At 74.3% G+C, this 12,187-nt stretch carries 12 protein-coding genes; 8 read left to right on the top strand and 4 right to left on the bottom strand.

Features of this window, described 5'->3' with window-relative positions:
* Positions 1 to 28 precede the first annotated feature (28 nt).
* Entirely contained in the window at positions 29 to 970 is a 942-nt protein-coding gene (locus PKE99_RS20175; RefSeq protein WP_037043088.1) for an NAD(P)H-dependent flavin oxidoreductase, read from the top strand.
* A gap of 1 nt (position 971) precedes the next feature.
* Here PKE99_RS20175 and PKE99_RS20170 read toward each other — a convergent pair whose 3' ends face one another.
* The 4 genes from PKE99_RS20170 to PKE99_RS20155 all read right to left on the bottom strand — a co-directional run bounded on the left by PKE99_RS20170 (position 972) and on the right by PKE99_RS20155 (position 4,167).
* A complete protein-coding gene (locus PKE99_RS20170; RefSeq protein ID WP_037042739.1) occupies positions 972 to 1,439 on the bottom strand; it encodes a DUF3592 domain-containing protein in 468 nt (155 codons plus the stop codon).
* Between the two features lie 31 nt (positions 1,440 to 1,470).
* Positions 1,471 to 2,280 (bottom strand): HTTM domain-containing protein, encoded by an 810-nt coding sequence (locus PKE99_RS20165; protein ID WP_231498123.1) that lies wholly within the window; start codon positions 2,278 to 2,280, stop codon positions 1,471 to 1,473.
* The gene (locus PKE99_RS20160; RefSeq protein WP_037042743.1) at positions 2,277 to 2,600 is read right to left on the bottom strand and encodes a hypothetical protein; all 324 of its coding nucleotides are present in this window, start codon (positions 2,598 to 2,600) and stop codon (positions 2,277 to 2,279) included. Before PKE99_RS20160 ends, PKE99_RS20165 begins: the two co-directional genes overlap by 4 nt.
* A 151-nt stretch (positions 2,601 to 2,751) precedes the next feature.
* The gene (locus PKE99_RS20155) at positions 2,752 to 4,167 is read right to left on the bottom strand and encodes a phytoene desaturase family protein (RefSeq protein ID WP_037042745.1); all 1,416 of its coding nucleotides are present in this window, start codon (positions 4,165 to 4,167) and stop codon (positions 2,752 to 2,754) included.
* A 94-nt stretch (positions 4,168 to 4,261) separates the two neighbouring features.
* On the opposite strand from PKE99_RS20155, the gene PKE99_RS20150 reads away from it, so the two are divergent.
* From PKE99_RS20150 to katG, 7 genes are all read left to right on the top strand, one after another.
* A complete protein-coding gene (locus PKE99_RS20150) occupies positions 4,262 to 5,098 on the top strand; it encodes a class II aldolase/adducin family protein (RefSeq protein ID WP_081923934.1) in 837 nt (278 codons plus the stop codon).
* Positions 5,099 to 5,238: 140 nt separating this feature from the next.
* A complete protein-coding gene (locus PKE99_RS20145) occupies positions 5,239 to 6,453 on the top strand; it encodes a cytochrome P450 (protein ID WP_037042749.1) in 1,215 nt (404 codons plus the stop codon).
* A gap of 4 nt (positions 6,454 to 6,457) precedes the next feature.
* A complete protein-coding gene (locus PKE99_RS20140) occupies positions 6,458 to 7,141 on the top strand; it encodes a TetR/AcrR family transcriptional regulator (protein WP_271214899.1) in 684 nt (227 codons plus the stop codon).
* Positions 7,138 to 7,338 carry a ferredoxin gene (locus tag PKE99_RS20135; protein ID WP_037042750.1) on the top strand — a complete coding sequence of 67 codons (201 nt, stop codon included), beginning with the start codon at positions 7,138 to 7,140 and terminating at the stop codon, positions 7,336 to 7,338. Before PKE99_RS20140 ends, PKE99_RS20135 begins: the two co-directional genes overlap by 4 nt.
* Before the next feature lie 92 nt (positions 7,339 to 7,430).
* Complete coding sequence (locus PKE99_RS20130; protein ID WP_037042751.1) at positions 7,431 to 8,372, top strand: AraC-like ligand-binding domain-containing protein; 942 nt, start codon at positions 7,431 to 7,433, stop codon at positions 8,370 to 8,372.
* A gap of 76 nt (positions 8,373 to 8,448) precedes the next feature.
* Positions 8,449 to 9,684 carry an acyl-CoA dehydrogenase family protein gene (locus PKE99_RS20125; RefSeq protein WP_037042753.1) on the top strand — a complete coding sequence of 412 codons (1,236 nt, stop codon included), beginning with the start codon at positions 8,449 to 8,451 and terminating at the stop codon, positions 9,682 to 9,684.
* A gap of 202 nt (positions 9,685 to 9,886) precedes the next feature.
* Positions 9,887 to 12,076 carry a catalase/peroxidase HPI gene (gene katG / locus PKE99_RS20120; protein WP_037043090.1) on the top strand — a complete coding sequence of 730 codons (2,190 nt, stop codon included), beginning with the start codon at positions 9,887 to 9,889 and terminating at the stop codon, positions 12,074 to 12,076.
* Positions 12,077 to 12,187 lie beyond the last annotated feature (111 nt).

The raw sequence follows: 12,187 nt of genomic DNA, 5'->3' as shown, positions 1-12,187 counted from the left end.
CAAGTGAACGTTCGTTTAGCCTGCGGTGGTGACCTTCGCCAACCGCGTGACCCAGCTGCTGGGCGTCGACGTCCCGATCCTGCAGGCCCCGATGGGCTACATCGCCAAACCGCGGCTCGTCGCCGCGGTGTCCGAGGCCGGCGCGATGGGCCTCGTCCCCGGCTCGCTCGGGGTCGACGAGGTGCGCGAGGACATCCGCCGCACGCGCGACCTCACCGACAAGCCGTTCGGCGTGAACCTGCCGCTCGCCTTCGTCAAGGACCCGGCGATCGTCGACATGATCGTCGAGGAGGGCGTCCGCTTCGTGACGACGTCCGCGGGCTCCCCCACCGCCCACACGCCGCGGCTGAAGGAGGCGGGCCTGACCGTCTTCCACGTCGTCCCGTCCCTGCGCGGCGCGCAGAAGGCGATCGAGGCCGGCGTCGACGGGCTGGTGGTCGAGGGCAGCGAGGGCGCCGGGTTCAAGGCGCCGCGCGAGGTGTCGTCGATGGTGCTGCTCCCCCTGGTCGCGGCGCAGGTCGGGGTGCCGATCGTGGCCGCCGGCGGGATCGCCGACGGCCGGTCGATGGCCGCCGCATTCGCCCTCGGCGCCGAGGGCGTCCAGATGGGCACGCGGATGGTGGCCACCGAGGAGTCCCCGGTGCACCGCAACATGAAGGACGCCGTGGTGGCGGCCGCCGAGACCGACACCATGCTGATCAACAAACACAACGGCAAGCAGGTCCGGGTGCTGCGCACCGAGGCCACCGCGCCGTTCGAGATCGCGACCGCGGGCGACCCGATGGCCCTGCTCGGCAACATCCACGGGCTCTACCGGGACGGCGACCTCAACGCGAGCCTCGCCCAACTGGGCCAGGTGGCCGGCCGGATCGGCGCGGTCGAGCCCGTCGCGGAGATCATCCGGCGCACGGTGGCGGAGTTCGAGGAGACGCTCGGCGGCCTGGCCAAGCGGTACCTCGAGGGCGCCTGAGTCAGGTCGCTCCCCCGCGGACCAGCTCGTCGGCGTCGGTGGGCGGCTCCGGCTCGCGCCACCGCCCGTACCTCCCCACGAACACGGCGACCAGCAGCAGCCCGGTCAGCGGGATCACGATCTGCCGCCACGGCCAGCCGTCCCCGGCGAGCTCGGCCCGCGCCGGGTCGCGGGGATCGACGACGACGTCGACCGTGTCGCCGACGTCGAGGTCCTTGCGGGGCGTGGTGACCCAGGCCGTGCCGCCGAACCGGGCCGTGTCGACCTCCACGCGGTCGGCCCGGCCCGGGGACGTGTGCCGGACGGCGACGACGGTCCCCCGGTCGGGCTCGCCGCGCAGGCCGAGCACGTGGTCGTTCCAGGCGGCCGACCCGGCAGTCTGCAGCACCACGCCCGTCATGACCAGGGCGGCGACGCGCACGAGCAGCACGCCGTACCACCGCAGGCTCCCGACCCGCCGCGCCTCCACGGCCGGTCCTCGTCGGAACCGGGGGTGGGCGTTAACCGGACGCCTGCGAGCCCTCCGGGATCCGGCGCTCCACGAACCGCGGCAGCCGGTCGACGAAGAGCAGGTAGCCGCCGGTCGTGGTGGCCGCGAAGCACGTCAACTCCACGACCGCGATCAGGCTGTCGCTGATCCAGCCGATCATGCACAGGTGCAGCAGGAGCCCGAGCGTGATCGCGACGGGCCGCGTCCGCCGGAACCACAGCGCCACCGAGACGAACAGCTCCGTGGCCACCGCACCGACGGCCATCGTCACCAGCACGGGCAGGACCAGCAGGAACCGCGGCGCGAGGGCCGAGTCGATGCCCCACGAAGCGAGCCCGTTGCCGGAGAGGAAGTCGAGGCTGAGCTTCCCGAGAGCGGCGTAGACGTAGACGATCGTGATCTGCGCGCGCATGAGGTAGACCGGCGGCGCCCACACGCCGTCGGCGTACCGGCGCGGGCGCAGCGCGAGATCGGTGTCGCACCGCGTGCAGGAGATCAGGAGCGACATCGTGGCCAGCAGGTAGGCGCCGTTGCCGTAGTAGCCGGCGCCCCACATCAGCAGCAGGACGCACACGCCGACGGTCGCGGCGGCCGGGCGGGCCCGCACACCCAGCACGACGAGTACGGCGGCGGCCAGCATCACCAGCCCGACGACCGTCCACACCGGCGTGGGCACCGCCGGCAGGAAGGAGTAGAGCGGGTGCGGGCGGTTGCCGAGGTACGGGTTGGCGGTGAGGGCCAGCGCGCGCACCACGGCGACCAGCCCCAGCACGATCCGGTACGCGGCTAGCGGCCGGCCCGGCACGGTCTCGGGGATCATCCGCACGGCTGCACGCTCTCGAGGTCGGTGTCGTAGAACCGGGTCACCGAGGTCAGCTCGGGGTGCCGCGCGCACAGCCGCTCCGGAGTCTGCGGCCCGTAGTGGATGCCGGACCACGGCCGCCCGACCTCGCCCGGGTCGAGATCGACGTGCGTGCCGTCCGTGGTCTCGCCGACGTAGCGGTAGTCGGTCGAGGACTCGACGAACATGCTCCAGGCGTAGTGCCGTGGGGTCGAGGTGGTCGCGAGGGAGACGGCCGGGACCACGATCTCGAGGGCCAGCACCCCCACCAGCAGCCGGGAGGCCAGCGCTCGGTTCATCGGGCCGACCGTAGTGCGGTGATCCGCCGGCCGAGTCCGGTCGCGGGCCGGCTGCGGTCGGCGGTGGCCGGGCCGCGCTGATCCGTCCCGCTCGTCCGGTCGGCGTCGTGGTGCCCGGGTCGGCGGGTGCACCGCCGGCGACCGGCCGGCGTCAGCGACGCAGGTGCCGCAGGGCCCGTTCGGCCGCGTGCGCCCCGCACATCCCGTGCGCGCCGGCGCCGGGCGGGGTGGCGGCGGAGCAGACGTACACGCCGGGGACGCCGGTGTCGTAGGGGGCGAGCGTGGCGCGGGGCCCGACCAGCAGCCGCACCGCCCGCGTCGAGCCGGTGACGATGTCGCCGCCCACGAAGTTCGGGTTGTACCGGGCCAGCTCCGTGGTGGTCCGCACCGCGGTCCCGACGACGCGGTCGCGGAAGCCGGGCGCGAACCGCTCGAGCTGCGCGGTGATCGCCTCGGTGGCGTCGCCCGCGTACCCGTGCGGAACGTGCGCGTAGGCCCAGACCGGGTGCACGTCCCCGACCGATCGGCCCGGGTCGGCGAGGTACTGCTGCCCGACCAGCACGAACGGCCGCTCGGGCAGCCGGCCCGCGGCGATCTCGCGCTCCCCGGCTGCGACCTCCTCCAGCGGCCCGCCCAGGTGCACGGTGCCGGCGCGGGCGGCGGCCGGGTTCCGCCAGGGCACCCCGCCCTCCACCGCGAAGTCGACCTTGAACGCCCCCGGCCCGTGGCGGAAGCGTCGGTAGGCCCGGGCCGCCCGGCGGGGCAGCCGGTCGCCGAGGATTCCGGCGACCGCGCCCGGAGCCAGGTCGAACAGCACGACGTCGGCAGGAGGCAGCTGCGCCGCGGAGGTCACCCGGACCCCCGTCTCGATCCGCCCGCCGTGCTCGGCCAGCACCGCCGCGAGCGCGTCGGAGATCGCGCGCGAGCCACCGGCCGCGACCGCCCAGCCGTGCCGGTGCCCGGCGGTGAGGATGCCCAGGCCGATCGCCGAGGTCAGCGGCCGCTCCAGCGGGTGGAAGGCGTGCGCCGCGACCCCGGCGAACAGCGCCCGCGCCCGCGGGGTCGCGAACGCGCGGGCCAGGACGGTCGCGGGCAGCAGCGTGGGCAGGCCGAACCGGGCGAGGTCGAGCGGGTGCGACGGGATCCGCAGCAGCGGGCCCAGGACGTCCTCGGCCAGGGCGTCGTAGCGCGCGGCGGGCCGGCCGAACAGCGCGGACCAGCGCCGGCCGTCCCGGCCCAGTCCCCGGGCCGTCTCCCCGACCGAGCGGTGCAGCACGCCGGCCGTGCCGTCGTCGAGCGGATGGACGCAGTCGATCTCCGGCCACCGCCACTCGAGGCCGTACTTCGCCACCTGCAGGTCCTGCAGCGCCGGCGAGCCGACGGCCATCGGGTGCACCGCCGAGCAGTGGTCGTGCAGCAGCCCGGGCAGGATCGCCTCGCCCGTGCGGGTGCCGCCGCCGATCTCCGCCGCCGCCTCCAGGACGGTGACCTCGACGCCCGCGCGCGCCAGCAGCGCCGCCGCCGTGAGCCCGTTGGGGCCGCTGCCGACCACGACCGCAGTGCTCACGGCCGCGACCCTAACGCCCGGCCCGCCGGCACCCGCGCAGCAGGAGCCCGCGCACCCGTTGACGGGCCGGTGCGGCGGGGCGCACCGTCGGAGGATGGCTGCACCGACGACGTCCGCACCCGCCTCCGCACCCGACAACGGGGGCATGCCCTCCTTCGAGCCCACCCAGGAGGGCATCGCCCTGCCGCGCCCGCCCGAGTTCGCGACCGTCGAGGAGGAGCGGCTGCACCGCAAGCAGCAGCTCGCGGGCGCGTTCCGGATCTTCGGCCGCTTCGGCTTCGGGGAGGGCGTCGCCGGGCACATCACCGTGCGCGACCCGGAGCACGAGGACATGTTCTGGGTGAACCCGTTCGGCATGTCCTTCCGGCACATCCGCGTCTCGGACCTGATCCTCGTCGACCACACCGGGACCGTCCGGTACGGCAACAAGCCGGTGAACCGGGCCGGGTTCGTGATCCACTCGGCCGTGCACGAGGCCCGGCCGGACGTCGTCGCGGCATGCCACGCGCACTCGGTCTACGGCAAGGCCTGGTCCTCGCTCGGTCGGCCGCTCGACCCGATCACGCAGGACGCCTGCGCGCTCTACGAGAACCACACGGTGGTCACCGAGGGGGCGGGCGCGGTCGTGGTCGACGAGGAGGCGGCCCGGCTGCTCGCCGAGGGCCTCGGCGACAACTCCATGTGCTTCCACCGCAACCACGGGATCTTCACCGTCGGGCACACCGTGGCCGAGGCGGCGTGGTGGTTCGTCAGCACCGAGCGCAACTGCCAGGCCCAGCTGCTCGCCGAGGCCGCCGGCACGCCGACGCTCGTCGACCCGGAGAACGCGCGCTTCACCCGCGAGCAGACCGGCGGGCACTACGCCGGCTGGTTCGCCTTCCAGCCGCTGTGGGACGAGATCGTGCGGACCGACCCGGACCTGTTCGACTGACGCCCGACGAACGACGACGGCGGGGACCCGGCACGCGCCGGGGTTCCCGTGCCGGGCGTGACCTTCCAGGTGGTGTCTCAAATCAAGCGGTTGATTTAGAGTGGGACGAGCCCCGACCGCCCACCACCGGAAGGACCGCTGTGACCCTCTCCGAACCCGGCACCGACGAGCTGCACTACCCGCTGCCCGCGCCGGACCCGCTCGACCCGCCGAAGGAGTGGGCCGAGCTGCGCGACCGCTGCCCGGTCGCCACGGTGACCCTGCCCAGCGGCGACCACGCGCAGCTGCTCACCCGCTACGACGACGTCAAGCAGGTCCTCTCCGATCCCCGCTTCCCCCGCGTCGGCGGCGGGCAGGGCGCGCGGATCTCCGACTCCGGCGGCGTGTTCGACAGCGACATGGCGAGTGCGCTCCCGCAGAGCGGCCCGGCGCACCAGCAGTGGCGACGCCTGGTCATGCGCTGGTTCACCGCGAAGCGGATGGCCGCGCTCCGGCCGCGGATCGAGGCGATGGCCGACTCGCTGATCGACGAGATGCTGGCCCACGGTCAGCCCGCCGACCTCAAGGCCGCGCTCGGCTTCCCGCTCCCGGTCTGGGTCATCTGCACGATGCTCGGCGTGCCGGACTCCGACCGCGACAGGTTCTCGTACTGGTCGGACACGCTGCTCAACCTCACCCGGTACGGCCGGGACGAGATCGTGGCGGCGCAGACCGAGTTCCTCGGCTACATGCAGGCCCACGTGCAGGCCAAGCGCGCGCAGCCCGGCGACGACCTGCTCAGCGAGCTGACCACCGAGCCCACCGCGGACGGCACCCTCCTCACCGACGCCCAGCTCGTCGGTACCGGCCAGGGCCTGCTCGTCGCCGGGCACGAGACCACCGCGAACATGATCAGCAAGATGGTCGCGATGCTGCTCGCCGACCGCCGCCGCTGGGAGCAGCTGCTGGCCGACCCGTCGCTGGTGCGCACCGCCGTCGAGGAGTCGCTGCGCTTCGACGCCAACCCGGGCATCGGCATGCCCCGCTACATCGCCGAGGACGTCGCGCTCGGCAGCGCGGCCCTGCCCGCCGGCACCACCGTCATGTGCAGCATGGGGGCCGCGAACCGCGACGCGCGGGCGTTCGACGGCGCCGAGGAGATGGACCTGACCCGCTCGCCGAACCCGCACCTGAGCTTCGGCTCCGGCCCGCACTCCTGCCTCGGCCAGGCGCTCGCCCGCACCGAGCTGCAGGTCACGCTCGAGGTACTGCTGCGCCGGCTGCCCGGGCTCGACCTCGCCGTCCCGGTCGAGGAGCTGCAGCGGGTCGAGGGCCTGGCCGTCGGCGGGCTCCGCGAGCTGCCGGTGCGCTGGTGAGGCGGTGAACGGGGATGTCGTGGTGACGGGGCCGCGGGCGAGCCGCGCCGAGGCCACCCGGGCGCTGATCCTCGCCGCCGCCGAGCGGCTCTTCGCCGAGCGCGGCGTGGCGGCGGTGTCGAACCGGCAGATCGGCGAGGCGGCCGGGCAGGGCAACACCGCCGTCGTCGGCTACCACTTCGGGGCCAAGGAGGACCTGGTCCGGGCCGTGGTGCGGCGGCACACCACGCGGATCGAGGGCCTGCGGGCCGAGGCGCTCGCCGCGACCGAGGGGTCGTCGGACGTGCGGGACTGGGTCGACTGCCTGGTCCGGCCGATGACCGACTACCTCGACGGCCTCGGCCCGCCCACCTGGTTCGCCCGCTTCCACGCCCAGCTCACCACCGAGCCCGCCTACCGCGAGATCGTCACGCAGGAGTCGCTCAGCTCGCCGGCGCTGCTCGCGACGGCCGAGGGGCTCGACCGCTGCCTGCCCGACCTGCCCGCCGAGGTCCGCCTCGAGCGCGGCGACATGACCCGCCTGCTGCTGGTGCACGTGTGCGCCGCCCGCGAGCGCGCCCTCGCCGAGGGCGCCCCCACCCCCCGGACCACCTGGGACGCGACCGCCACGGGCCTGGTCGACGCGCTCGTCGGCCTCTGGCTCGCCCCGGCCGCCGCGCCCGCCACCACCGAAGGAGACCGAGCATGAAGGTGACCGTCGACGAGGACCGCTGCTGCGGCGCCGGGCAGTGCGTGATGCTCGCGCCGGACGTGTTCGACCAGCGCGAGGACGACGGGATCGTGGTGCTGCTCGAGGCCGAGCCCGACGCCGCCCACCACACGGCGGTCCGCGAGGCCGCGGACGTCTGCCCCGCGGCGGCGATCACGGTCCACGAGGACTCCTGACCGCGGCCGGTTGACCGGCACCGGCGTGCCGGACGAGCATTCGGCGTGGGCGGCGACCCCGCCGCCCGCGCCGGGCACGAGGAGGTCGGCGGATGGCCGTCTGGGACGTCGCCGCCCGGCCCGAGCGCGAGCAGTTCGGGTACTGGCACGAGGTCATCTGCCGGGCCTTCGTGCCCCTGACCCCGCGCCGGGCCGACCGCGCCGCACCCGGCTTCGCCGCCCGGGTCGAGACGCGGCCGCTGCAGCAGGTCGTGCGCGCGCACATCGCCTCGCAGCCGCAGGCGACCCTGCACGGGCCGGCCGAGGTCGCCCGCACGGACGGGGCCTTCTACTTCCTGAACCTGCAGGTCACCGGCCGGTGCCGCGTGCGGCAGGGCCGCGCCGACGCGGTCGTGGGGCCGGGCGAGTTCACCGTCGTCGACACCACCGAGCCGTACCGGTTCGACTTCGACGCCCCCTGGCGCATGGTCTCCTACCGGCTCCCCCACGAGCTGCTCGACGGCCGCCGGCTGCGGCCCCGGCTCGGCAGGCGGTGGGACGGGCGCGGCGCCGGCGGGGTCGTCAGCGCGATGATCGGCGCGCTCTGGGAGGTCGACGACGCCGACCCCGCCGGCGCCGAGCTGGAGCACGCCCTCGCCGCGGCCGTCACGGCCGCGGCCGCATCCGAGGCGCAGGCCCCGCCCGCCGAGCTGCTGCGGGTCGCGGTCCTGCGGTACGTCCACGGCCGGCTGGGCGACCCGGCCCTGTCCGTCGCCGCGGTCTGCCGCCGGTTCGCGGTCTCCCCGCGGACCCTGCACGCCGCCTTCGCCGGCTCCGGCGACACGTTCGCCGCGACCGTCCGGCGGCTGCGCCTCGAGCGGGCCGCCGCGCTGCTCGCCGACCCCGCCGACACCCGGACCGTCACCGAAATCGGCGCCTCGGTCGGCTTCGTCGACCCGGCCTCGTTCAGCCGGGCGTTCCGCCGCGCCCACGGCTGCGCGCCGACGGACGTGCGCGGAGCTGCACGAACTGCACAGGTCCCGCGCACGGACTGACGAGACGTTCGCGCCGCGCGCCGGGAGCCTGGGGGCTCCCGCCGGACGCCGTCCGGCACCGACGTCGGAGGTCCCGGTGTCCGTCTCCTTCTCCCTCTCCCCCGAGCAGGTCGGGCTCAAGCACGCCGCGCGGGAGTTCGCCGAGGCGAACCTGCGCGACCTGGCCGACGCCGTCCGCGCCGAGCCCGACCCGGTCCGCCGCGCCGCCCTGGCCCGCCCGGCCTTCGAGAAGGCCGTCGCGGCCGGCTTCCTCAAGGGCCTGATCCCGGCGCCCTTCGGCGGCGCGGCAGGCGGCGGCGTCGACGCGGCGATCCTCGTCGAGGAGTGGGCGGTCCACAGCCCGGACTTCGTCATCTCGATGGCCGGGCCGCTGATCGCCCTCGCGCCCGTCTACGAGATCGGCACGCCCGAGCAGATCGCGCGCTTCGTGGCCCCCTTCCTCGCCGACTCCGGTGCGCCGGTGGCCGCGATGGCCTACTCCGAGCCTGGCGGCAGCGCCAACTTCGACGCGCCGCCGCCCGCCGAGGGCACCCGTACCACCGCCGTGCCCGACGGCGACCACTATGTGATCAACGGGCGCAAGGCCTGGGCGTCGCACCTGCCGGGCTGGGACGGCGACGGCCCCGACCTCATGACGATCGTCTGCCGCGCACCCGGCGGCGTCTCGCTGGTCGTCGCCGAGCGGGAGCACCTGGCCGGCCACGTCGAGGTGGAGGAGTACCACGACCTCCCGGCGCTGCGCGGGTGCCTCACCGCGACCGTCCGGCTCGTCGACGTCCGGGTTCCCCGGGCCAACCTCCTCGGCCGCGAGGGCCAGGGAGTGGAGCTGTGCCGCAACGCGTTCGTCGGCAGCGGGGCCTCCATCGGCACCTTCGCCGTCGCGGCGATGCGCCGGGCCTTCGAGGTGGCCCTGCGGTTCGCCACCACCGAGAAGCGCGGCGGCGCCGTGCCGATCGTCGAGCACCAGTCCGTGGCCGACGTGCTGGCGGACGCCAAGGGCCGCATCGAGGCCGTCCGGCTGCTGTCCTGGCGGGCCCTCGACGCCGCGCTCGCCGGGGACCCGCACGGTCCGGAGTGGGCGTTGCACGCCAAGGTCTTCGGCTCGGAGACCGCCGTCGACGTGATCACCGACCTGGTCAAGATCGTGGGCGTGTCGGCCTACGACACGGCGTTCCCGCTGCTCCGCTACCTGAACGAGGCCCTCGCCTACCCGGTGATCGAGGGGTCGAACGTCGGGGTGCGCCGCCGCCAGCTGCAGGCGCTCCTCCGCACGCCCGGCTACGACCCGCTGGCCGCGTCGGGCATGGAGTAGCCGGGCCGGGGACGCGCCACGTCGGTGGTCTCAGACTGCGACACGTTCTTGAGGCATTCCAGAACGTGGGCCAGACTCCGCGCGTGTCCACGGGTCGGCGGACCACCACCACGCGGTCCGCCGATCACCCGCCCACCACCGAGCCGAACGCAGGAGGATCGCAGTGTCGTCGTCCGAGGACCACACCACGGTCGAGAAGCAGATGCAGACGGAAGGGGCGGGCGGCTGCCCCGTGCACGCCGGCCGTCTCGGGCACCCGACCGAGGGTGCGAGCAACACCGACTGGTGGCCCGACCAGCTCAACCTGAAGATCCTCCGCAAGCACCCGGCCGTCGCGAACCCGATGGGCCCGGACTTCGACTACGCCGCGGAGTTCCTGACCGTCGACCTGGACGAGCTGGCCCGCGACGTCGACGCGGTCCTCACCGACTCCAAGGACTGGTGGCCGGCGGACTTCGGGAACTACGGCCCGTTCATGATCCGCATGGCGTGGCACAGCGCGGGCACCTACCGCGTGGACGACGGCCGCGGCGGGGCGGGCGCGGGCATGCAGCGCTTCGCGCCGCTCAACAGCTGGCCGGACAACGGCAACCTGGACAAGGCCCGGCGCCTGCTGTGGCCGGTCAAGAAGAAGTGGGGCAGGAAGGTCTCCTGGGCCGACCTCATGATCTTCACCGGCAACCGCGCCCTGGAGACCATGGGCCTGAAGACCTTCGGCTTCGCCGGCGGCCGCGCGGACGTCTGGGAGCCGGACGAGGACGTCTACTGGGGCCCGGAGCGCACCTGGCTCGGCGACGAGCGCTACACGGGTGACCGCGAGCTGGAGAAACCGCTCGGCGCGGTCCAGATGGGCCTGATCTACGTCAACCCGGAGGGCCCCAACGCCGACCCGGACCCGGTCGCCGCGGCCCGCGACATCCGCGAGACCTTCGGCCGGATGGCGATGAACGACGAGGAGACCGTCGCCCTCATCGCCGGCGGGCACACCTTCGGCAAAACCCACGGCGCGGCGAACCCGGACGTCGACGACAACGTCGGTCCCGAGCCCGAGGGCGCCCCGATCGAGCAGCAGGGCCTCGGCTGGAAGCAGGGTTTCGGCACGGGCAAGGGCCGCGACACCATCACCTCGGGCCTCGAGGTCACCTGGACCTCCACCCCGACGCAGTGGAGCAACGGCTTCTTCGACAACCTCTTCGGCTACGAGTACGAGCTGACCAAGAGCCCCGCCGGCGCCTGGCAGTGGGTGGCGAAGGACGGCTCCGGGGACGACAGGATCCCCGACCCGGAGACCGGGGAGCTCAACCGGCCGGTCACGATGCTGACCACGGACCTGGCCCTGCGGTTCGACCCGATCTACGAGCCGATCTCGCGGCGCTTCCACGAGAACCCGGACGAGTTCGCCGACGCGTTCGCCCGCGCCTGGTACAAGCTCACCCACCGCGACATGGGCCCGATCCAGCGCTACCTCGGCCCGCTCGTGCCGCAGGAGGAGCTGCTCTGGCAGGACCCGGTCCCGGCCCGCGGCGACTACACGCTGTCCGACGAGGACGTCACCGCCCTCAAGGAGAAGATCCTCGAGACGGGGCTCTCGGTCTCCCAGCTGGTCTCGGCCTCCTGGGCCGCGGCCTCGTCGTTCCGCAGCAGCGACAAGCGCGGCGGCGCGAACGGCGGGCGCATCCGCCTCGAGCCGCAGCGCGGCTGGGAGGTCAACGACCCGGACGAGCTCGCCCAGGTCGTCCGGGCGCTGGAGGGCGTCCAGGCGTCGTTCGGCAAGGAGGTCTCCTTCGCCGACCTGGTCGTGCTGGCCGGCGCGGCCGCGATCGAGAAGGCCGCGAAGGACGCCGGCACCCCGGTCGCGGTGCCGTTCACCCCGGGCCGGACCGACGCGACCCAGGAGCAGACGGACGTCGGCTCCTTCGCGTACCTCGAGCCCACCGCGGACGGCTTCCGCAACTTCCGCGGCAAGGGCCACCGCCTGCCCGGCGAGTACCTGCTCGTCGACCGGGCGAACCTGCTCGGGCTGAGCGCACCGGAGCTGACCGTGCTGGTCGGCGGCCTGCGGGTGCTGGGCGCGAACACCGGCGGCTCGAAGGCCGGCGTGTTCACCGACCGGCCGGGCACGCTGACCAACGACTTCTTCACGAACCTGCTCGACATGGACATCGAGTGGAGATCGGTGGCCGGCGACGACGACCTGTTCGAGGCCCACGACCGCGCCACCGGCGAGGTCCGGTGGACCGGCACCCGCGTCGACCTGGTCTTCGGCTCGAACTCCGAGCTGCGGGCCCTCGCCGAGGTGTACGCGAGCGACGACGCGACGGAGAAGTTCGTGAAGGACTTCGTCGCGGCGTGGGTGAAGGTCGCGAACGCGGACCGGTACGACCTGGTCTGATCCCGACCCGCCGGGGCGCCCGCCCCGGCCGTTGACCCGAAAGGGCCCCCAGGACTTCGTCCTGGGGGCCCTTTCGTCGGCTGACGCACGGGCGTGCCGGTGCCTACAGTG

The sequence above is a fragment of the Pseudonocardia halophobica genome, assembly GCF_027922425.1.
Classification (GTDB): domain Bacteria; phylum Actinomycetota; class Actinomycetes; order Mycobacteriales; family Pseudonocardiaceae; genus Pseudonocardia; species Pseudonocardia halophobica.
The sequence above is the reverse complement of the archived record's forward strand: the minus strand, read 5'-3'. Positions and strand labels throughout refer to the sequence as shown.